Here is a 21,350-nt window from a genome sequence, read left to right as displayed (position 1 = left end):
GGTCGCGGGCTGAGGCCGGGCCGGTTCGTCCCATGGCCGCGCCGGGTGGCGCAAGGTACGGTGCAGGGCGGCAAGGGGCCACGGGGTGACGGCCATCTGACATCGACACCCACGGACACCGGCGGATCACGGCGCGCAACCGCGGACGTCACCGCAGGTCAGTGAGGTATCTCACCAGCCGCCTTGAGACTGATACGGAAATGGGATGATGTCGATATGAAGGGACGCGTTCTTGTCGTCGATGACGACACCGCACTGGCCGAGATGCTCGGGATCGTGCTGCGAGGGGAAGGTTTCGAGCCGTCGTTCGTCTCGGACGGCGACAAGGCGCTCGCCGCTTTCCGTGAGGCCAAGCCGGACCTGGTGCTGCTCGATCTGATGCTGCCCGGTCGGGACGGCATCGAGGTGTGCAGGCTCATCCGGGCCGAGTCCGGGGTGCCCATCGTCATGCTCACGGCCAAGAGCGACACCGTCGACGTCGTGGTGGGCCTGGAGTCCGGGGCCGATGACTACATCGTGAAGCCGTTCAAGCCGAAGGAGCTCGTCGCCCGCATCCGGGCGCGGCTGCGGAGGTCGGAGGAGCCGGCGCCCGAGCAGCTCGCCATCGGTGACCTCGTCATCGACGTGGCCGGGCACTCCGTGAAGCGGGACGGGCAGTCCATCGCCCTGACGCCGCTGGAGTTCGACCTGCTCGTCGCCCTGGCCCGCAAGCCGTGGCAGGTGTTCACGCGCGAGGTGCTCCTGGAGCAGGTCTGGGGCTACCGGCACGCCGCCGACACCCGCCTGGTGAACGTGCACGTCCAGAGACTGCGCTCGAAGGTCGAGAAGGACCCCGAGCGCCCGGAGATCGTGGTGACCGTCCGCGGTGTCGGTTACAAGGCAGGACCGAGCTGACATGAACGCAGGCAGTGCTGCTCCGAAGCCCGGGGACCCGGGAGTCCGTACGGGGCGGGCTGCCGGACCGGGGCGGGGGGGCTCGAGTCTTGGCCGTCTGCTGCAGGACGGAACACCGGGTGGACCGGTGTTCCGGCTCGTCGCGCGCTGGGTGCGTCGACCGCTGCTGCCCGCCGTGCGGCTGTGGCGGCGCAACCTCCAGGTGCGGGTGGTCGCCGGCACCCTGCTGATGTCGCTCGGAGTGGTGCTGCTGCTCGGCCTGGTCGTCATCGGACAGGTCCGCAACGGTCTGCTCGACGCCAAGGAGAAGGCCGCGCAGAGCCAGGCGGCGGGTGGTTTCTCCGCCGCGCAGGACCGCGCGGCGACCACGCCGTCCGCGCCGGGCGGCGACCAGGACAACGGCCGGGCCGGTCCGTCGGTGAACTGGCGATCCACGCTCGTCGAACAGCTCGCGAGCGGTGGTCAGAGCGCGTTCAACGTCGTCGCGCTCTCCCTGGAGACCGGGGACACCGCGAGCCGTGGCGCCCGCGCCTCCGGCGAGGTCGACCCGACCACGAGCATCCCCGCCGACCTGCGGCACAACGTCGCCCAGGGCACCAACACCTTCCAGACGTACGCCCGCATCCACTACACGAGTGGCAAGGCCTCCGAGGCCGGCCTGGTGGTCGGCAAGCGCCTCAACGACGCCGACGGCACCCCGTACGAGCTGTACTACCTCTTCCCGCTGACGCAGGAGGAGGACTCCCTCGCTCTGGTCAAGGGCACCCTGGCGACCGCCGGCCTGTTCGTCGTGGTGCTGCTCGGCGCCATCGCCTGGCTCGTGGTGCGGCAGGTCGTCACGCCCGTGCGGATGGCCGCCGGGATCGCCGAGCGGCTCTCGGCGGGCCGGCTCCAGGAGCGGATGAAGGTCACCGGCGAGGACGACATCGCGCGGCTCGGCGAGGCCTTCAACAAGATGGCGCAGAACCTCCAGCACAAGATCATGCAGCTGGAGGACCTGTCCCGGATGCAGCGGCGCTTCGTCTCGGACGTCTCGCACGAGTTGCGCACCCCGCTGACGACCGTGCGGATGGCGGCCGACGTCATCCATGACGCGCGGGCCGACTTCGACCCGATCACCGCGCGCTCCGCGGAGCTGCTCGGCGACCAGCTGGACCGCTTCGAGTCGCTGCTGTCCGACCTCCTGGAGATCAGCCGCTTCGACGCGGGCGCCGCGGCCCTGGAGGCCGCGCCGATAGACCTGCGCGAGGTGGTCAGGCGCGTCATCGGAGGCGCGGAGCCGCTGGCCGAACGCAAGGGCTGCAGGATCGTCGTCGTCGGCGACGAGCAGCCCGTGGTGGCCGAGGCCGACGCCCGCCGTGTCGAGCGGGTGCTGCGCAACCTGGTCGTGAACGCCGTCGAGCACGGCGAGGGCCGGGACGTGACCGTGCGGCTCGCCGCCGCCGGCGGGGCCGTCGCCGTGGCCGTGCGCGACTACGGCGTGGGGCTCAAGCCGGGCGAGGCGACCCGGGTCTTCAACCGGTTCTGGCGCGCCGACCCGGCGCGCGCCCGTACCACCGGCGGTACGGGTCTGGGCCTGTCGATCGCGGTGGAGGACGCCCGGCTGCACGGCGGCTGGCTCCAGGCGTGGGGCGAGCCGGGCGGCGGTTCGCAGTTCCGGCTGACGCTGCCGCGCACCGCGGACGAGCCGCTGCGCGGCTCCCCGATCCCGCTGGAGCCGGAGGACTCGCGACGCAACCGCGAGCAGACGGCGGCCGCCCGGGCGGCCGGGTCCGGTGCCGGGGCGCGCCTGACGGCGGTGCCGGTGCAGCCGGCCGGGGATCGCCCGGCCGCCCTGCCCGTACCGCCGCGTATGCCGCCCGTGCCGAGGGCGACGGTGGATCCGACGGCCCTGCCGGGCAACGGTGCCCGGGTGGTGGCCAGGGCCGCCGAGGGGGCGGACGGCGACGGTGGTGAGGCGATGGCGTCGACGCGCGCCGAGCGGGAGGACGGAACACGTGGGCGCTGACCTTCGAGGGGCTCGGGAGGCCCTGGGGCGGGGACGGTCGGTGCGGGGCGCGGTTCTCGCGGCCTGCGGTTCGCTGCTGGTGGCCGGCTGCGCGACCATGCCCGACAGCGGTGACGTGCGCCTGGTGAAGGCGTCCAACCCGGGCGACTCGCAGGTGCGGGTGTACGCCGTCGCGCCGCGCGAGAACGCGGATCCGGACGAGATCGTCGACGGCTTCCTGGAGGCCATGACGAGTGACGACCCCGGCTTTGCCACGGCGCGGAAGTACCTGACGAAGCAGGCGGCCCGCACCTGGAAGCCGGAGGAGAGCATCACGGTGCTCACCAACGCGCCGGACCGCGACCAGGCCGACCGGATGGCCGACCCGGAGACCAAGGGGCGCACCTATCCGATCTCGGGGCGGCGGCTGGCGACGGTCGACGCGAGCCACGCGTACCAGCCGCAGGCGCCCGCCGAGTTCAGCGAGTCGATCCACGTGGTGCAGCAGCCCTCGGCGGACGGCAAGAGCAAGGAATGGCGCATCGACAACCTGCCGAAGGGCCTGGTGCTCGGTGAGGCGGACTTCCTGCGCAACTACCGCTCGGTCAACAAGTACTACTTCGCCTCGGGCGAGAACTGGGTGGTCGCCGACCCCGTCTACATCCGGCAGCGCCAGGACCCGGTGACCCGCATGGACCCGGTGACGCAGACCGTCAAGGCGCTCCTCGAGGGGCCGACGGGCTGGCTGGGCCGGGCCGTGGACTCGCGCTTCCCGTCCGGCACCCAGCTGCGGACCGGTGTCACGACGCTGACGACCGACGACCAGTCGACCCTGAAGGTGCCGCTCAACTCCAAGGCCGACCACGTGAGCTCCCCGGCCTGCAAGGGCATGGCGGCGCAGCTGCTGTTCACCCTGGGAGACCTCACCTCGGTCCGGGTCGAGCAGGTCGAGATCCTGGGCAGCGACGGCAACTCCCTGTGCCGCCTCGGCAAGGGGCAGGCCCTGGAGGAGTACTCGCCGGTGCGCGACCCGCGCCGGGGCGAGAACCCGTACTTCGTGGACGAGCACGGCAAGCTGATGATGATGTCGGTCGGCGCGAGGCAGACGGACCGGCCGATCGAGGCGGCCGGCCCCTTCGGCAAGGGCCTGGCGCCGCTGCGCTACGTGGCGGTGGACCGCGACGAGAGCCAGGCGGCCGGTGTCGTGCTGGACGGACGCGAGCTGCGCGTCGGCTCCCTGACGACCGAGGAGGAGCTGCCGGCGCCGGTCGTGGTCAGCAGCGCGCTCAAGCCCGACGACCGCCTGTCGGCGCCGAGCTGGGACGGGCGCGGCGACCTGTGGGTCGCCGACCGCAACCCGGTGAAGCCGCGGCTGTGGCTGGTGCCCGGCGGCCGGGGCGAGCGGGTCGAGGTCACCACGCCGTGGCTGAAGGACGGCGCCCGCGTCGAGTCGCTGCGAGTCTCCGCCGACGGCGTGCGCATCGCGCTGCTGGTGACCAAGGACAAGAAGACCACCTTGCAGATCGGTCGGGTCGAGCGGAGCCACGCCGACGGGCACGAGGTCGTGTCCGTCATGGACCTGCAGAACGCCGCGCCGCGCCTGGAATCCGTCACCGCCGTGTCCTGGGCCGGTCCGAGCCGGCTCGTGGTGGTCGGCACGGAGGCCGGCGGGGTGCAGCAGGTGCGGTACGTGCAGACGGACGGCTCGACGTCGACGACGTCCGTCCTGCCGGGCCTCAACGGGGTCACGGCGGTGGCCGCGCCGCACGGCGAGCAGGCGCCGGTGGTCGCGGACTCCGGGCCCGACGGCATCGTGCGCCTGGTGCCCGGCGCGAACTGGCAGCCCGTGGTCAAGGAAGGCAGCTCCCCGGTCTATCCGGGCTGACCCCGAGCCGTTCCCTGCCCGCTCCCTCGCTTCGTCCCCTGCCTGTGGAAACCCCGTCCGGTCGTCCGGGCGGGGTTTTCCACAGGGGTGGCCGGACCGGCCCCGCGGGAGGACAGTGGATCCATGCGGGGGTGGTGGCGAGAGTTCGCCGGACTGGTGCTGCCGGTCTCCTGCGGAGGATGCGGGAGGCCCCGTGCAGCGCTGTGCCCGCGGTGCGCGGCCGAGCTCACCGGGAGCGGGCCCCGCAGGGTGCGGCCGGCACCCGAGCCGCGGGGGCTGCCGCCCGTCCACGCGGCGGCGGCGTACGAGGGTGGGGTGCGGGAGCTGATCCTGGCCCACAAGGAGCGCGGCGTGCTGGCGCTCGCCGGGCCGCTCGGCGGCGCGCTGGCCGGTGCCGTGGAGGCGGCCGAGCGGGCCTCTGGCGGGCCGGGGGCCGGACCGCTGCTTCTCGTACCGGTCCCGTCCTCGCGGCGCTCCGTGCGCGCGCGTGGCCACGATCCGACGCGGCGGATCGCGCTGGCGGCGGCCGGCCGGCTGCGGCGTGCGGGACGGGCGGCGCGGGTCGTGCCGGTGCTGCGGCAGCGGCGGCCGGTGGCCGACCAGGCGGGGCTCGGCGCACGGGCCCGGCTCGCGAACCTGGCGGGTGCGCTGGAGGTCCCCGCGGGCGGCGTGGCGCTGCTCGACGAGGCCGCGAGGGCGGGCGGCCGGGTGGTGTTCGTGGACGACCTCATGACCACCGGGGCGTCGCTCGCGGAGGCCGCGCGTGCGCTCGCGGCGGCTCGTGCCGACGTACACCGTCTGTTCATTCCTGGATTACCGGACAGCCCGGAGGGAGGGACGGCGGAGGCATTATTCGAACAGCCGAAGGCCGCGGTAGTCGCATCCTCTCCGTCCTCGTTCGAAATAAACAGGAACTCACGGGGAAGTTGCATCGTTGCAGGTGGTGAGAGGTGAATGCACCCGAACGGAGTTAACTGGCCGCAGCGGGTGCCGACACCCGTCCGAACGAGCTATGTTCGGTTGTGAGGAATGGCGAATGCTACGCCTCACCGAATGCGCGGGTGCGCCTACAGGACAGGAGTTCAGGGCGAATTAACCTCTGGTTGGTGGGGTGGGGAGCTTGTCGACTGGGGAGGAGGAGGTCAGGTCGCCAAGTCCGAGACTCCGGTAATCGCCGGAGTCTGGTGCAAAGGGAGATGCTCGCCGGCCAAGGAGCCGGACCGAGCGATCCGGGAACGGAGTTCTGCGTGGACATCGTCGTCAAGGGCCGCAAGACCGAGGTGCCCGAGCGGTTCCGGAAGCACGTGGCCGAGAAGCTGAACCTGGAGAAGATCCAGAAGCTCGACGGCAAGGTGATCAGCCTCGACGTCGAGGTGTCCAAGGAACACAATCCGCGGCAGGCCGACCGGTCCGACCGCGTGGAGATCACCGTCCATTCCCGAGGCCCGGTGATCCGGGCGGAAGCGGCAGCAGGCGACCCGTACGCAGCGCTCGACCTCGCCCACGGCAAGCTGGAAGCGCGTCTGCGCAAGCAGCACGACAAGCGGTTCACCCGCCGCGGCAACGGCAGGCTGTCGGCCGCCGAGGTCGCTGACGTCGTGCCCGGTGTCGCCCAGCTCAACGGAAGCGGCGAGCTGGTGGCCGACGAGCCCGGCGTGCCCACCACGATGATGGGCTCGATCGAGGTCCAGGGCGAAGGGCCGTTGGTGGTCCGGGAGAAGACCCACAGGGCCGCCCCCATGACGCTCGACCAGGCGCTCTACGAGATGGAGCTGGTCGGGCACGACTTCTATCTCTTCGTCGACTCCGACACGAAGCAGCCGAGTGTCGTCTACCGACGGCACGCCTACGACTACGGCGTCATCCACCTCGAGAGCGACCCGCTCGCCGAGGGCGGAGGCGCGGGCGGTGCACTGGGCGGCTGACCCTCGGCCGCAGGAACACGACACCGCAGAGACCACGACACCCGGTGCCCCTGGAGCGCCCCCCGCGCTCCCAGGGGCACCCCTTTGCGCCCCCACGCGCCCACGGGAACGCCGCGCGGTCGCCGGGGCATGAAATCATGGCGTGCACGCCAACCGGTGCTCCCCGAGCAGCGGTTGGAGGACCGAAAGCGACACCAAAAGACGACTTCAGGCCACGGCCTTCAGGGGGAGGAACGATGGCGGACGGCTTCGGGCCGGTGCACAGCGGGCGGGACGAGCACGGCCCGGCAAATCCGGAGGCATCGGATTCGGCCAACGGCGCGTCGCGGGACGAGCCGATCAGGGTCCTCGTCGTGGACGACCACGCCCTTTTCCGTCGCGGTCTGGAGATCGTCCTCGCGCAGGAGGAGGACATCCAGGTCGTCGGCGAGGCGGGTGACGGCGCGGAGGCCGTCGACAAGGCCGCCGATCTCCTCCCCGACATCGTCCTCATGGACGTGCGGATGCCCAAGCGGGGCGGGATCGAGGCCTGCACCTCCATCAAGGAGGTCGCTCCCAGCGCGAAGATCATCATGCTCACGATCAGCGATGAGGAGGCCGACCTCTACGACGCGATCAAGGCGGGCGCGACCGGCTACCTCCTGAAGGAGATCTCCACCGACGAGGTCGCCACCGCGATCCGCGCGGTCGCCGACGGGCAGTCGCAGATCAGTCCGTCGATGGCGTCCAAGCTCCTCACCGAGTTCAAGTCGATGATCCAGCGCACCGACGAGCGCCGGCTCGTGCCGGCCCCCCGGCTGACCGATCGCGAGCTGGAGGTCCTCAAGCTCGTCGCGACGGGGATGAACAACCGGGACATCGCCAAGGAGCTGTTCATCTCCGAGAACACGGTGAAGAACCACGTCCGCAACATCCTGGAGAAGCTGCAGCTGCACTCCCGGATGGAGGCGGTCGTCTACGCCATGCGGGAGAAGATCCTCGAGATCCGCTGACGTCGTGTCCGCCGACCGCGAGGACCTCTCCCCGACCGGATCACCCTCAGCCGAGGGCCTTCAGCAGTTCCGGCGCGAGCTCCGGGGCGTCCACACGCTCCACCGCCACCGCGTCGCAGCCCACCCACGCGGCCGCCTCGCGCAGCGCGGTCGCCACCGCGGGCACCGCCTTCGCGCCCTCCAGCGAGACCTGACGGGCGACCAGGGTCCGGCCGTCGCGCGCGGGGTCCACCCGGCCGACCAGTCGGCCGCCGGCGAGGACGGGCATCGCGAAGTACCCGTACACCCGCTTCTGCTTCGGCACGTACGCCTCCAGGCGGTGCGTGAAGCCGAAGATGCGCTCGGTGCGGGCCCGCTCCCAGATCAGCGAGTCGAAGGGCGACAGCAGCGTCGTCCGGTGCCGGCCGCGCGGCTCCGTCGCCAGCGCCGCCGGATCGGCCCAGGCCGGCTTCCCCCAGCCCGCCACCGTCACCGGGACCAGACCCGAGTCCGCCACCACCGCGTCGAAGGCCTCGGCCTTGATCCGGTGGTAGTCGGCGATGTCCGCCCGGGTGCCGACGCCGAGCGCCTCGCCCGCCTGACGCACGAGCCGACGCAGGCACTCCGTGTCGTCCAGGTCGTCGTGGAGCAGGGCGTCCGGTACGGCGCGCTCGGCGAGGTCGTACACCCGCTTCCAGCCGCGCCGCTCGGTGACCACCACCTCGCCGTACATCAGAGCCCGCTCGACGGCGATCTTCGAGTCGGACCAGTCCCACCACTCGCCCTTGTTCTTGGCGCCACCGAGCTCGGTCGCGGTCTGCGGCCCCTCCGCCCTGAGCTGGGCGATGACCGCCTCGTACGCCCCGTCCGACAGCTGGTGGCCCCAGTGCGGGCGGTCGCGGTAGCCGCGGCGGCGGAAGGCGAACAGCGGCCACTCCTCGACGGGCAGGATGCAGGCCGCGTGCGACCAGTACTCGAAGGCGTGGCCCTCGGTCCAGTAGGCGTCCTCGACCGTGCGGCGGCCGACCGCGCCCAGGCGCGCGTAGGGGATGAGCTCGTGCGAGCGGGCCAGCACGGAGATCGTGTCCAGCTGGACCTGGCCGAGATGGCGCAGCACGCCCCGGACCCCGGCCCGGCGGTCGGGTGCGCCGAGGAACCCCTGGGCCCGCAGGGCGATCCGGCGGGCTTCGTCGGCGGACAGTTCGGCGGCGGGGCGCGGGACGGTCGTCATGGTCCGCAGCCTAGGCGGCGGCACTGACAACCGGCCGGGGCGTGCACGCGGGCGGGCGGGCGGCGCTCAGGCCCGCGTCGGGGCCTTCGCCGGCAGGTACGGCAGCGGCGAAGGGAGGCCCAGGTCGGAGGGGAGCAGCGCACCGAGCCAGCAGTCGCGGACCGTGTCGTTGTGGACGAGCCCCGCCCGCTCGACGCCCTCGATGGTGAAGCCGGCCCGCTCGGCGACGGCGAGCGAGGGGGCGTTGCCCACCTCGGCGCGCCACAGCAGGCGGTGGACGCCGATCGAGAAGGCCCAGCGGGCGAGGGCGCCGACGGCCTCCGTCATGTAGCCCCGGCCGCGGTGCTCCTTGGACAGCCAGAACCCGACCTCGCGGATGCCCGGGCCGCGCAGGTGCAGCCCGATGGCCGCGACCAGCGGGCCGCCCTCCAGGGGTTCGACGGCGAAGGCGTACTCGCCGTCCTGCCGCCAGCCCTCCGGAACGATGCGGGTGACGAAGAGCTCGGCGTCCGCACGGGTGTACGGCGAGGGGACGGTCGTCCAGCGTTGGATGTCGGGGTCCTGACAGTTCTCGTACACGGCGTCGACGTCTGCCGCCGTGAAGGGGCGCAGGCGCAGCCGGTCGGTGGTGAGAGTCACGGGTTCCATGACGGAATTCTGCTCACCCGCCCAGGCCTGTGCGAACAGTTTTCGGGAGGGGCGGCACCTTCCGGCGGCCTCGTGCGTTCTCTATTCACGGGAGGCGTCACGGGCGCGAACGGAGCTCCGGCACTGCGGGCCTCCCTTCGTGAGGGCGGTCTCGCTTACGATGGCCGTTGCGGTGGGGACCACCTGCCGTGCCCGCGCCCGAGTCATGACAAGACCCAGTGCCAGGCCCGACCGGCAAGGAGACCAGCCTCAGTGTCCGTCTTCAACAAGCTCATGCGTGCAGGCGAAGGCAAGATCCTGCGCAAACTGCACCGCATCGCGGACCAGGTCAACTCCATCGAAGAGGACTTCGTCAACCTCTCCGACGCCGAGTTGCGGGCGCTCACCGATGAGTACAAGCAGCGGTACGCCGACGGCGAGAGCCTCGACGACCTGCTTCCGGAGGCGTTCGCCACCGTCCGTGAGGCCGCCAAGCGCGTCCTCGGCCAGCGCCACTACGACGTGCAGATCATGGGCGGCGCGGCCCTCCACCTCGGCTACGTGGCCGAGATGAAGACCGGTGAGGGCAAGACCCTCGTCGGTACCCTCCCGGCGTACCTGAACGCGCTGTCCGGCAAGGGCGTCCACCTGATCACGGTGAACGACTACCTGGCCGAGCGCGACTCCGAGATGATGGGCCGCGTCCACCGCTTCCTGGGCCTGAACGTCGGCTGCATCCTGGCCAACATGACGCCGGCCCAGCGCCGCGAGCAGTACGCGTGCGACATCACGTACGGCACGAACAACGAGTTCGGCTTCGACTACCTGCGCGACAACATGGCGTGGTCCCAGGACGAGCTCGTGCAGCGCGGCCACAACTACGCGTGCGTCGACGAGGTCGACTCGATCCTCGTCGACGAGGCCCGTACGCCGCTGATCATCTCCGGTCCGGCGGACCAGGCCACCAAGTGGTACGGCGACTTCGCGAAGCTCGTCACGCGCCTCGTCAAGGGCGAGCCGGGCAACCCCCTCAAGGGCATCGAGGAGACCGGCGACTACGAGGTCGACGAGAAGAAGCGCACCGTCGGCATCCACGAGTCCGGCGTCGCCAAGGTCGAGGACTGGCTGGGCATCGACAACCTGTACGAGTCGGTGAACACCCCGCTCGTCGGTTACCTGAACAACGCCATCAAGGCCAAGGAACTGTTCAAGAAGGACAAGGACTACGTCGTCATCGACGGCGAGGTCATGATCGTCGACGAGCACACCGGCCGTATCCTCGCCGGCCGCCGCTACAACGAGGGCATGCACCAGGCCATCGAGGCCAAGGAGGGCGTGGCGATCAAGGACGAGAACCAGACGCTCGCCACGATCACCCTCCAGAACTTCTTCCGCCTCTACGACAAGCTCTCCGGCATGACCGGTACGGCCATGACCGAGGCGGCCGAGTTCCACCAGATCTACAAGCTGGGCGTCGTCCCGATCCCGACGAACAAGCCCATGCAGCGCAAGGACCAGCCGGACCTGATCTACCGGACCGAGGTCGCGAAGTTCGCCGCCGTCGTCGACGACATCGCGGACAAGCACGAGAAGGGCCAGCCGGTCCTCGTCGGCACCACCTCGGTCGAGAAGTCCGAGTACCTGTCGCAGCAGCTCAGCAAGCGCGGCATCCCGCACGAGGTGCTCAACGCGAAGCACCACGAGCGCGAGGCCGCGATCGTCGCCCAGGCGGGTCGTCGGGGCGCCGTCACCGTCGCCACGAACATGGCCGGCCGCGGTACGGACATCAAGCTCGGTGGCAACCCGGACGACCTCGCCGAGGCCGAGCTGCGCCAGGCGGGCCTCGACCCGGTCGAGCACGTCGAGGAGTGGGCCGCGGCCCTCCCGGGCGCCCTGGAGCGCGCCGAGAAGGCCGTGAAGGCGGAGTTCGAGGAGGTCAAGGAGCTCGGCGGTCTGTACGTCCTGGGCACCGAGCGCCACGAGTCCCGCCGTATCGACAACCAGCTCCGTGGCCGTTCCGGCCGTCAGGGCGACCCGGGCGAGTCCCGCTTCTACCTGTCGCTCGGCGACGACCTGATGCGCCTCTTCAAGGCGCAGATGGTCGAGCGCGTCATGGCCATGGCCAACGTGCCGGACGACGTGCCGATCGAGAACAAGATGGTCACCCGGGCCATCGCCTCCGCGCAGGGCCAGGTCGAGTCCCAGAACTTCGAGACGCGTAAGAACGTCCTGAAGTACGACGAGGTCCTGAACCGGCAGCGCGAGGTCATCTACGGCGAGCGCCGTCGCGTCCTGGAGGGCGAGGACCTGCACGAGCAGGTGCGCCACTTCATGGACGACACCATCGACGACTACATCCGCCAGGAGACCGCCGACGGCTTCGCCGAGGAGTGGGACCTGGACCGGCTGTGGACCGCGTTCAAGCAGCTCTACCCGGCGAAGGTCACCGTGGACGATCTGGAGGACGCCGTCGGCGACCGTGCGGGCATCACCGCCGAGTTCATCGCCGAGTCCGTCAAGGACGACATCCACGAGCAGTACGACGCGCGCGAGAAGCAGCTCGGCTCGGAGATCATGCGTGAGCTGGAGCGTCGCGTGGTCCTCTCGGTCCTCGACCGCAAGTGGCGCGAGCACCTCTACGAGATGGACTACCTCCAGGAGGGCATCGGCCTGCGCGCCATGGCCCAGAAGGACCCGCTCGTCGAGTACCAGCGCGAGGGCTTCGACATGTTCTCCGCGATGATGGAGGGCATCAAGGAGGAGTCCGTCGGCTACCTGTTCAACCTGGAGGTCCAGGTCGAGCAGCAGGTCGAGGAGGTCCCGGTGCAGGACGCGGCCCCGTCCCTGCAGAAGCAGGACGCGGTCCCGGCCGGCGCCGGCCGCCCGGAGATCCGCGCCAAGGGCCTGGACGCCCCGCAGCGCCCGGACCGCCTGCACTTCTCCGCGCCGAAGGTCGATGGCGACGGCTCGGTCGTCGAGGGCGACTTCGCCTCGGACGGCGACTCCTCCGGCGACGGCATGACCCGCGCGGAGCGCCGCAAGGCACAGAAGAGCGCGGGCGGGCGTCGGCGCAAGAAGTAGCCGCCGCGAGTGGTTGAGCACTGAGGAAGGGCCGGTCGCCGAGCGACCGGCCCTTCCGCGTGGGCGGGGGCCGACGGGCTGGCCGCGGCGGCGGGCGGCCTGCGCCGGCCCGCAGCGGCGGACTGCGCCGGGGCACCTGCGGCCGGGATCCCCCATCTCGTCGGCCTGCTCCGCCACCTGCGGTGGGCATCCCGCCGTCCGCCCCCGGCCGCCCGCTGCGGGCCCAGGCGCCCGCCGCTCGCGACGCGCCCCGACGCCGGCCGCCCGCCCGCCGCCCCTGACTCCCCGCTGTCCGCTGGGCGCCTCCCGCCTCCCGCCGGGTCCCGGGGGCGGCCGGGGTGCGCTGCCGGCCCGCGGGCCGGCGCCAGCCCTCCGTGAGGCGCGCTGTGCTCGCCCAGGGTGTGCGGCAGCCGCCGCCGGGCGGGGTGCCGCAACGCGCGAGGCGGACCACGCGGGCGCGTGTCGACGCGGCATCGGGCGTCCCAAGGACGGCGGCCCCGCAGCGGGGGCGCCCGACAGGCTGGGTCCACCTGGCCCGGCACGCCGCCCACCCGGCATGCGCTGTCGAGTCGGGCGTCTCGGCGGTGCTCGTTGCCGGGGCCCCGGGACTGCGCTCTTTCGGGGATGCCCGGGGTCAACGGGGGCGGCGTTACGTGTGGGGGAGGCCGTCCAGTTCAACGGCCGCGCAGCGCCAGCGGCGGTCGGGGCCGCGTTCGAGGCGGAAGGCCATGGCGCGGACGCGGTCGCCGGTGGTGACCGTGGCGCAGGCCTCCAGGGTGTTGGGGGCAGGGACGTGGAACCGGCAGCGCTGGAGGACCGGTCGCGGGCCCGAGGAGCGGAAGGGCATCGCCGGGGCGAGGTGGACCAGCTGCTCGTACGCCTCGCCGATGGTGTGGCCGAGCATCCAGTGGACGGGGCGCTCGCCGCTCAGGACGGCGAGCAGGCGCTCCGCGAACACGACGTGCGCGGGCAGCACCCGGCGCGGGGAGGTGCCCGCGCGGCCGTGGGGCCGGGTGCCGGCGGGGCCGGACGGGCGGCGTGGGGCGGGGTGCGGGCGCGTGGCCGCGGGCGTGGTCATCGGGTCCCCGTTCGTAGCGCTGAGTCAGCCGGTCGTACCAGCCGGTAACTTCGTTGGGGATCTTCTACGGGCGGGGCGGGGCGAACGGCAAGGCGAGGTCGGGAGCCGCTCGTCACGCAGAGCGATTCACCTATCAGGGGGACCGGGGCCCGGAAAGGCGCATGGGCGTGCGAGGGGCGTCGCTCGGGGGCTCGGCCAGGGGTCGGGGGCACCGCCCCCGAAGGGGGACTCCGCACGTATCCTGAGGCTGTCCCCGACTACGAAAGCGGCCAGCCATGCGCGTGTACGTACCCCTGACCCTCCCCGGTCTCGCACAGGCGCACAAGGCGGGCGAGCTCGGCCCCGGGCCGCTCACCGCCTACGCCGTCACCCCCGCGCTGCGCGAGTGGTACGTCTCCGACGACATCGAAGAGCTCGAGTACGCCGCGCTCAACCGCGCCGCCGCCGCCTCGCTCCGGCTGCTCGCCGGCGACCCCGGTGCCGCCCGGCGGCGGATCGTCGTGGCCGTGGACGTGCCCGACAAGGACGCCGTCGCCGACCCCGACCGCGGGCTCGACGCGAGCTCGCTCGGCGAGGTCCGGATCGCCGGGGCCGTCCCGCTGGCCAAGGCCGCGGCCGTGCACGCCGACGCCGACGACGCCGAGCCGGACGTCACCGCCGCCGCCGACGCGCTCGGCGCGGCCGACCAGGGCGACGACGACGCCCAGTTCGTCGTGGACGGCGCCGAGGACCACGAGCTGCTCTGGTACGGCGTGCAGGAGATTCCCGCCCTGCTCGGCTGAGGCCTCCACGTCCTCGCCCTCACCTGTTCGGCCGGTACGGTGCTCTCCATGGGGAAGCACGCGAAGCACCTGGTCTGGGACTGGAACGGCACTCTGCTGGACGACATCGGCGCGGTCATCGGCGCCACCAACGCGGCCTTCGCCGAGCTGGGACTCGACCAGATCACGTTGGAGCGGTACCGCGAGCTGTACACGGTGCCGGTGCCGAAGTTCTATGAGCGTCTGATGGGGCGGCTGCCCACCGACGCGGAGTGGATCGTCATGGACGACGCCTTCCACCGCCACTACTGGCAGCAGGCCGAGGCCTGCGGGCTGACCGCCGGTGCGGCGGAGCTGCTCGCCACGCGGCAGGCGTCCGGATCCACGCAGTCGCTGCTCTCGCTCGCGCCCCACGTGGAGCTCCTGCCGCTGCTGCGGCGGCACGGCATCGCCGAGCGGTTCGTGCGGGTCGACGGGCGGACCGACCGGTCCACCGACGGGAAGTCCGGGCACATGGTGCGGCATCTGGCGGCGCTGGAGGGCGTGCCCGCGGAGCGGGTCGTCGTGATCGGGGACGCGGCGGACGACGCGATCGCGGCGCGGTTCGTGGGAGCGAACGCGGTCCTCTACACCGGGGGGTCCCACAGCCGGGCGTCGCTGGCGCGGGTGGGGGTGCCGGTGGTCGACTCGCTGGCGGAGGCGGTCGCCGTGGCGGACGAGCTGGTCTAGGGCGTCGCGTCCGTCCGCGGGAGCGGCGGCGGGGGCCGGGTGCGGCCCCGGGGCCGGGTGCGTCCCGGTGGTGGGTGCGTACCCACCCGCCACCCCCGCGGAACGACTGCCCACGGACCCCGGCCCGGGCCGGTGACCCCGGCCCCGGGACGTGCAGGGCGGGGCGGGCGGACGGCGGACGGCGGACCCTCGGGCTACGCCTTCGCCTCGCGGAGGACCTTCAGGAACTCCCTCATCCAGCTCGGGTGGTCCGGCCAGGCGCGGGACGACACCAGCTGACCGTCGACGACCGCCGCCGTGTCCTGGAAGGTGGCGCCCGCCGACTGCATGTCGAGCTCCAGGGCCGGGTACGCGGTGACACGGCGGCCTTCCAGGGTGCCGAGGGCGGCCGTGAGGAGAGGACCGTGGCAGATCTGGGCGACGGGCTTGTCCGCGTCGAAGAAGGACTTCAGGATCTTGCGGAGCTCCGGGTCGTTGCGCAGGTACTCCGGCGCACGGCCGCCCGGGATGACGACGGCCACGTACTCGCCCGGGTCGACCTCCGAGAAGGCCAGGTCGGCGGGCCAGGTGTAGCCCGGCTTCTCCGTGTACGTGTCGTAGCCGGGCTCGAAGTCGTGGACCACGAACCGCAGCTGCTTGCGGGCCGGGGCCGCGATGTCGACCTCGTACCCCTCTTCGAGGAGACGCTGGTACGGGTACAGCACCTCCAGCGACTCCGCCGCGTCTCCCGTCACGATCAAGACCTTCGCCATGGCCGCTCTCCCCGGTCTGTCAGATCCGTCTGTGGTCGTGTGCCCCGGGGAACCATTCGTCGCTGTCCAGATCGTCAAACTTCCCGTCCCGCTTTTGTACACATAAGGCTCATGACGACCGGGGGGGCATCAGCGATAGGCTTTTCCCGTGATCAGCGCGATACGCCAAGGGGGCAACGCAGCCCCCGGCCTCCGCCCGGTTCGCCTCAGCGGCCGGGCCGACGGTGCGTTCGCGCGAATCCCTCGTCCGGTGGCCGAGGAGCGGCCGGACATCTCTCATCGCGGCACAACGCCCCTTCCGACCGGTACCACCGCGTCCCGGCGTTGTGTCCTTTCCACCGACGTCACGCAACGGCGCGCGACAGGAGTCAGAGGACATGCAGACCAAGCTGGACGAAGCCAAGGCCGAGCTGCTCGATCGGGCCGCCCGGGTAGCTGAGAACAGCCCGGTCGGGGGGCGACTTCCGACAGGGCCGGAGACGGGTAGGCGTCCGGACCACGCGACCCTGCTCGACTACCTCCAGCGCTACTACCTGCACACCGCGCCCGAGGACCTCACCGGCCGTGAGGCCGACGACGTCTTCGGCGCCGCGCTCTCGCACTACCGCCTCGCCGAGAACCGTCCGCAGGGCACCGCGAACGTCCGCGTCCACACCCCGACGGTGGAGGAGAACGGCTGGACCAGCAGCCACTCCGTCGTCGAGGTCGTCACCGACGACATGCCGTTCCTCGTCGACTCCGTGACGAACGAGCTGTCGCGCCAGGGGCGCGGCATCCACGTCGTCATCCACCCCCAGGTCATGGTCCGCCGTGACGTGACGGGCAAGCTCATCGAGGTGCTCGCCAAGGAGCCCAAGGGCGAGCTGCCGCACGACGCGCTCACCGAGTCCTGGATCCACGTCGAGATCGACCGCGAGACCGACAGGGCCGACCTCAAGCAGATCACCGCCGACCTGCTGCGCGTCCTGTCCGACGTCCGCGAGACCGTCGAGGACTGGGAGAAGATGCGCGACACCGCGCTGCGCGTCGCCGACTCCCTGCCTGGCGAGCCCACCCCGTCCGACCTGCGGCCCACCGAGGTCGAGGAGGCCCGCGAGCTGCTGCGCTGGCTCGCCGACGACCACTTCACCTTCCTCGGCTACCGCGAGTACGAACTGGTCAACGGCGACGCCCTGTCCGCCGTCCCCGGCACCGGTCTCGGCATCCTGCGCTCCGACCCGCACCACAGCGGCGACGACAACCACGCCCACCCCGTCTCGCCGTCCTTCAGCCGGCTGCCCGCCGACGCCCGCGCCAAGGCGCGCGAGCACAAGCTGCTGATCCTGACGAAGGCCAACAGCCGCGCGACCGTCCACCGCCCCTCGTACCTCGACTACGTCGGCGTGAAGAAGTTCGACGCAGACGGCAACGTCATCGGCGAGCGCCGCTTCCTCGGCCTGTTCTCCTCGGCGGCCTACACCGAGTCCGTGCGCCGCGTCCCCGTCGTCAAGCGCAAGGTCCAGGAGGTCCTGGAGGGCGCCGGCTTCTCGCCGAGCAGCCACGACGGCCGCGACCTGCTCCAGATCCTGGAGACCTACCCGCGCGACGAGCTCTTCCAGACCCCGGCCGACGAGCTGCGGTCCGTCGTCACCAGCGTCCTGTACCTGCAGGAGCGGCGGCGCCTGCGCCTCTACCTGCGCCAGGACGAGTACGGCCGCTACTACTCGGCCCTCGTCTACCTTCCGCGCGACCGCTACACCACCCGCGTCCGGCTGCGGATCATCGAGATCCTGAAGGAAGAGCTCCAGGGCACCAGCGTCGACTTCACGGCCTGGAACACCGAGTCGATCCTGTCCCGGCTGCACTTCGTCATCCGCGTCGAACCCGGCACCGCGCTCAGCAAGCTGACCGAGGCCGACGTCGACCGCATCGAGTCCCGGCTCGCCGACGCCGCCCGCTCCTGGGCCGACGGCTTCGGCGAGGCGCTCAACTCCGAGCTGGGCGAGGAGCGCGCCGCCGAGCTGCTGCGCCGCTACGGCAACGCCTTCCCCGAGGGCTACAAGGCCGACCACTCGCCGCGCGCCGCCGTCGCCGACCTGTGCCACCTGGAGGCCCTGGCCGGCAGCGACAAGGACTTCGCGCTGTCGCTGTACGAGCCGGTCGCCTCCGGCAGCGGCGAGCGCCGCTTCAAGATCTACAAGACGGGTGAGCAGATCTCGCTGTCCGCCGTGCTGCCGGTCCTCAACCGGCTCGGCGTCGAGGTCACCGACGAGCGCCCGTACGAGCTGCGCTGCGCCGACCGCACCCACGTCTGGATCTACGACTTCGGTCTGCGGATGCCGCTGACCGGCGGCAACGGCGGCGACTACCTCGCCGACGACGCCCGCGAGCGCTTCCAGGAGGCCTTCTCGGCCACCTGGACCGGACTGGCCGAGAACGACAACTTCAACTCGCTCGTCCTGTCCGCCGGGCTCAACTGGCGCGAGGCCATGGTGCTGCGCGCCTACGCGAAGTACCTGCGCCAGGCCGGTTCCACGTTCAGCCAGGACTACATGGAGGACACCCTCCGCAACAACGTCCACACGACCCGACTGCTCGTCAACCTCTTCGAGGCCCGCATGGCGCCGGAGCGGCAGCGCGCCGGCACCGAGCTGATCGACGGGCTCCTGGAGGAGCTGGACGGCGCCCTCGACCAGGTCGCCTCCCTCGACGAGGACCGCATCCTGCGTTCCTTCCTCACCGTCATCAAGGCCACCCTGCGAACGAACTTCTTCCAGAAGGCCGCCGACGGCAAGCCGCACCCCTACGTGTCGATGAAGTTCGACCCGCAGGCCATCCCGGACCTGCCGGCCCCGCGCCCGGCCTTCGAGATCTGGGTGTACTCGCCGCGCGTCGAGGGCGTCCACCTGCGCTTCGGCAAGGTCGCCCGAGGCGGTCTGCGCTGGTCCGACCGCCGCGAGGACTTCCGTACCGAGATCCTCGGCCTGGTCAAGGCGCAGATGGTCAAGAACACCGTCATCGTGCCGGTCGGCGCCAAGGGCGGCTTCGTCGCCAAGCAGCTGCCGGACCCGTCGCTCGACCGTGACGCGTGGCTGGCCGAGGGCGTCGCCTCGTACAAGACCTTCATCTCCGCGCTCCTCGACATCACCGACAACCTGGTCGCCGGCGAGGTCGTGCCCCCGGTCGACGTGGTCCGCCACGACGAGGACGACACCTACCTGGTCGTCGCGGCCGACAAGGGCACCGCGACCTTCTCCGACATCGCCAACGGCGTCGCCGAGGCGTACGGCTTCTGGCTGGGCGACGCGTTCGCCTCCGGCGGCTCGGCCGGTTACGACCACAAGGGCATGGGCATCACCGCCCGCGGTGCCTGGGAGTCGGTCAAGCGGCACTTCCGCGAGCTGGGCCACGACACCCAGACCGAGGACTTCACCGTGGTCGGCGTCGGCGACATGTCCGGCGACGTCTTCGGCAACGGCATGCTGCTCTCCGAGCACATCCGTCTCGTCGCGGCCTTCGACCACCGCCACATCTTCATCGACCCGAACCCGGACGCGGCCGTCTCCTACGCCGAGCGCCGCCGCCTCTTCGAGCTGCCGCGCAGCTCCTGGGCCGACTACAACACCGAGCTGCTCTCGGCCGGCGGCGGGATCCACCCGCGTACGGCCAAGTCGATCCCGGTCAACGCGCACATGCGGGCCGCCCTCGGCATCGACGCCGGCGTCACCAAGCTGACCCCGGCCGACCTGATGAAGGCGATCCTGCAGTCGCCCGTCGACCTGCTGTGGAACGGCGGCATCGGCACGTACGTGAAGTCCTCGGCCGAGTCGAACGCCGACGTCGGCGACAAGGCCAACGACGCCATCCGCGTCGACGGCCAGGACGTCCGCGCCAAGGTCATCGGCGAGGGCGGCAACCTCGGCGCGACCCAGCTGGGCCGCATCGAGTTCGCCCGCGCCGGGGGACCCGATGGCGAGGGCGGCAAGGTCAACACCGACGCCATCGACAACAGCGCCGGCGTGGACACCTCCGACCACGAGGTCAACATCAAGATCCTGCTCAACGGGCTCGTCGCCGAGGGCGACATGACCGTCAAGCAGCGCAACAAGATCCTCGCCGAGATGACGGACGAGGTCGGCGCGCTCGTGCTGCGCAACAACTACGCGCAGAACACGGCCCTGGCCAACGCCGTCGCCCAGTCGCCGTCGCTGCTCCACGCCCACCAGCGCTTCATGCGCCGCCTGGGCCGTGACGGGGCGCTCGACCGCTCGCTCGAGTTCCTGCCCAACGACCGGCAGATCCGCGAGCTGCTCAACGCCGGCAAGGGCCTGTCCCAGCCGGAGCTCGCGGTCCTCCTCGCGTACACCAAGATCACGGTGGCCGACGAGCTGATCGGCACGGACCTGCCGGACGACCCGTACCTGCGCGGGCTGCTCCACGCGTACTTCCCGACGCTGCTGCGCGAGCAGTTCACGGACGCCGTCGACAACCACGCGCTGCGCCGCGAGATCATCACCACCGTCCTGGTCAACGACACCGTCAACGCCGGTGGCTCGACCTTCCTGCACCGCCTCCGCGAGGAGTCCGGCGCGTCGATCGAGGAGATCGTCCGCGCCCAGACCGCGGCCCGCGCGATCTTCCGCCTGGGCGAGGTCTGGGACGCCGTCGAGGCCCTCGACAACAAGGTCGCGGCCGAGTTCCAGACCCGGATGCGCCTGCACTCGCGCCGTCTGGTCGAGCGCGGCACCCGCTGGCTGCTCAACAACCGCCCGCAGCCGCTGCAGCTCACCGAGACCATCGAGTTCTTCTCGGATCGCGTCGAGCAGGTCTGGGAGAAGCTCCCGCAGCTGCTGCGCGGCGCGGACCTGGAGTGGTACGAGTCGATCCTGGAGGAGCTGACCGCGGTCGGCGTCCCGGAGGAGCTGGCCCTGCGCGTGGCCGGGTTCTCCTCGGCCTTCCCGACGCTCGACATCGTCGCGATCGCGGACCGCACCGGCAAGGACCCGCTGGCGGTCGCCGAGGTCTACTACGACCTGGCCGACCGGCTGCGGATCACCGACCTGATGGACCGGATCATCGAGCTCCCGCGGGCCGACCGCTGGCAGTCGATGGCCCGCGCCTCCATCCGCGAGGACCTGTTCGCCGCGCACGCGGCGCTCACCTCCGACGTCCTCGCGGCCGGGAACGGCACCTCCAACCCGGAGGAGCGGTTCAAGGCCTGGGAGGACGACAACGCGGCGATCCTGGGCCGGGCGCGCACGACCCTGGAGGAGATCCAGGGCTCGGACGACTTCGACCTGGCGAACCTGTCGGTCGCCATGCGGACGATGCGCTCGCTGCTCCGTACGCACAGCTGACCGTCGCTCGGCGACGCGGGGGCGCCCCCGCCGGTCTTCACGACCGGCGGGGGCGCCCTTTTCCGTGGGTGCTCCTTCGCGCGTGCCCCTTCG

The 21,350-nt window shown here is 71.6% G+C and carries 14 protein-coding genes; 10 read left to right on the top strand and 4 right to left on the bottom strand.

Going from position 1 to position 21,350, the window contains the following annotated elements:
* Positions 1-216: 216 nt before the first annotated feature.
* The 6 genes from mtrA to AB0M16_RS34500 all read left to right on the top strand — a co-directional run bounded on the left by mtrA (position 217) and on the right by AB0M16_RS34500 (position 7,683).
* Positions 217-894 (top strand): two-component system response regulator MtrA, encoded by a 678-nt coding sequence (mtrA, locus tag AB0M16_RS34525; protein ID WP_030250475.1) that lies wholly within the window; start codon positions 217-219, stop codon positions 892-894.
* 1 nt (position 895) lies between these two features.
* Positions 896-2,902 carry an MtrAB system histidine kinase MtrB gene (mtrB, locus tag AB0M16_RS34520; RefSeq protein ID WP_365350171.1) on the top strand — a complete coding sequence of 669 codons (2,007 nt, stop codon included), beginning with the start codon at positions 896-898 and terminating at the stop codon, positions 2,900-2,902.
* A 97-nt stretch (positions 2,903-2,999) separates the two neighbouring features.
* Entirely contained in the window at positions 3,000-4,766 is a 1,767-nt protein-coding gene (locus AB0M16_RS34515) for an LpqB family beta-propeller domain-containing protein (RefSeq protein WP_365350189.1), read from the top strand.
* A gap of 123 nt (positions 4,767-4,889) precedes the next feature.
* Positions 4,890-5,720 (top strand): ComF family protein, encoded by an 831-nt coding sequence (locus tag AB0M16_RS34510; protein ID WP_365350169.1) that lies wholly within the window; start codon positions 4,890-4,892, stop codon positions 5,718-5,720.
* 242 nt (positions 5,721-5,962) lie between these two features.
* A complete protein-coding gene (raiA, locus tag AB0M16_RS34505) occupies positions 5,963-6,691 on the top strand; it encodes a ribosome-associated translation inhibitor RaiA (RefSeq protein WP_365350167.1) in 729 nt (242 codons plus the stop codon).
* 236 nt (positions 6,692-6,927) lie between these two features.
* Positions 6,928-7,683 (top strand): response regulator transcription factor, encoded by a 756-nt coding sequence (locus tag AB0M16_RS34500; RefSeq protein ID WP_365350165.1) that lies wholly within the window; start codon positions 6,928-6,930, stop codon positions 7,681-7,683.
* 46 nt (positions 7,684-7,729) lie between these two features.
* Here the strand turns inward: AB0M16_RS34500 and AB0M16_RS34495 are convergent, their stop codons facing one another.
* Together AB0M16_RS34495 and AB0M16_RS34490 are read right to left on the bottom strand one after the other, a co-directional pair.
* The gene (locus AB0M16_RS34495; protein WP_365350163.1) at positions 7,730-8,893 is read right to left on the bottom strand and encodes a crosslink repair DNA glycosylase YcaQ family protein; all 1,164 of its coding nucleotides are present in this window, start codon (positions 8,891-8,893) and stop codon (positions 7,730-7,732) included.
* A 66-nt stretch (positions 8,894-8,959) separates the two neighbouring features.
* Entirely contained in the window at positions 8,960-9,541 is a 582-nt protein-coding gene (locus AB0M16_RS34490) for a GNAT family N-acetyltransferase (RefSeq protein WP_365350161.1), read from the bottom strand.
* A 252-nt stretch (positions 9,542-9,793) separates the two neighbouring features.
* Between AB0M16_RS34490 and secA the strand changes: the two genes are divergently transcribed.
* On the top strand, positions 9,794-12,601 hold the full coding sequence (gene secA, locus AB0M16_RS34485) for a preprotein translocase subunit SecA (protein WP_365350159.1): 2,808 nt from the start codon (positions 9,794-9,796) through the stop codon (positions 12,599-12,601).
* Positions 12,602-13,250: 649 nt separating this feature from the next.
* Here the strand turns inward: secA and AB0M16_RS34480 are convergent.
* On the bottom strand, positions 13,251-13,679 hold the full coding sequence (locus tag AB0M16_RS34480; protein ID WP_365350157.1) for an Rv3235 family protein: 429 nt from the start codon (positions 13,677-13,679) through the stop codon (positions 13,251-13,253).
* Positions 13,680-13,954: 275 nt separating this feature from the next.
* Between AB0M16_RS34480 and AB0M16_RS34475 the strand changes: the two genes are divergently transcribed.
* Both AB0M16_RS34475 and AB0M16_RS34470 read left to right on the top strand, forming a co-directional pair.
* Entirely contained in the window at positions 13,955-14,461 is a 507-nt protein-coding gene (locus AB0M16_RS34475) for a hypothetical protein (protein WP_365350155.1), read from the top strand.
* A gap of 48 nt (positions 14,462-14,509) precedes the next feature.
* Complete coding sequence (locus AB0M16_RS34470) at positions 14,510-15,169, top strand: HAD family hydrolase (protein ID WP_365350153.1); 660 nt, start codon at positions 14,510-14,512, stop codon at positions 15,167-15,169.
* Positions 15,170-15,363: 194 nt separating this feature from the next.
* On the opposite strand, the gene AB0M16_RS34465 is transcribed toward AB0M16_RS34470, so the two are convergent.
* Positions 15,364-15,921 carry a DJ-1/PfpI family protein gene (locus AB0M16_RS34465; RefSeq protein ID WP_365350151.1) on the bottom strand — a complete coding sequence of 186 codons (558 nt, stop codon included), beginning with the start codon at positions 15,919-15,921 and terminating at the stop codon, positions 15,364-15,366.
* A 377-nt stretch (positions 15,922-16,298) separates the two neighbouring features.
* On the opposite strand from AB0M16_RS34465, the gene AB0M16_RS34460 reads away from it, so the two are divergent.
* Positions 16,299-21,257, top strand: a complete 4,959-nt coding sequence (locus AB0M16_RS34460) for an NAD-glutamate dehydrogenase (RefSeq protein ID WP_365350149.1) — start codon at positions 16,299-16,301, stop codon at positions 21,255-21,257.
* The last annotated feature ends 93 nt before the right edge of the window (positions 21,258-21,350 follow it).

Source organism: Streptomyces sp. NPDC051921, assembly GCF_040680975.1.
Lineage (GTDB): Bacteria > Actinomycetota > Actinomycetes > Streptomycetales > Streptomycetaceae > Streptomyces.
This window is presented reverse-complemented; position numbering and strand designations above follow the sequence as displayed.

Bases quoted from the DNA above. Each gene is read 5' to 3' on its own strand.
- AB0M16_RS34465 (WP_365350151.1), bottom strand. From the start codon at position 15,921: ATGGCGAAGGTCTTGATCGTGACGGGAGACGCGGCGGAGTCGCTGGAG.
- AB0M16_RS34475 (WP_365350155.1), top strand. From the start codon at position 13,955: ATGCGCGTGTACGTACCCCTGACCCTCCCCGGTCTCGCACAGGCGCAC.
- mtrA (WP_030250475.1), top strand. From the start codon at position 217: ATGAAGGGACGCGTTCTTGTCGTCGATGACGACACCGCACTGGCCGAG.
- AB0M16_RS34500 (WP_365350165.1), top strand. From the start codon at position 6,928: ATGGCGGACGGCTTCGGGCCGGTGCACAGCGGGCGGGACGAGCACGGC.
- AB0M16_RS34510 (WP_365350169.1), top strand. From the start codon at position 4,890: ATGCGGGGGTGGTGGCGAGAGTTCGCCGGACTGGTGCTGCCGGTCTCC.
- mtrB (WP_365350171.1), top strand. From the start codon at position 896: ATGAACGCAGGCAGTGCTGCTCCGAAGCCCGGGGACCCGGGAGTCCGT.
- AB0M16_RS34515 (WP_365350189.1), top strand. From the start codon at position 3,000: ATGCCCGACAGCGGTGACGTGCGCCTGGTGAAGGCGTCCAACCCGGGC.
- raiA (WP_365350167.1), top strand. From the start codon at position 5,963: ATGCTCGCCGGCCAAGGAGCCGGACCGAGCGATCCGGGAACGGAGTTC.
- AB0M16_RS34480 (WP_365350157.1), bottom strand. From the start codon at position 13,679: ATGACCACGCCCGCGGCCACGCGCCCGCACCCCGCCCCACGCCGCCCG.
- AB0M16_RS34470 (WP_365350153.1), top strand. From the start codon at position 14,510: ATGGGGAAGCACGCGAAGCACCTGGTCTGGGACTGGAACGGCACTCTG.
- AB0M16_RS34495 (WP_365350163.1), bottom strand. From the start codon at position 8,893: ATGACGACCGTCCCGCGCCCCGCCGCCGAACTGTCCGCCGACGAAGCC.
- AB0M16_RS34460 (WP_365350149.1), top strand. From the start codon at position 16,299: ATGCAGACCAAGCTGGACGAAGCCAAGGCCGAGCTGCTCGATCGGGCC.
- AB0M16_RS34490 (WP_365350161.1), bottom strand. From the start codon at position 9,541: ATGGAACCCGTGACTCTCACCACCGACCGGCTGCGCCTGCGCCCCTTC.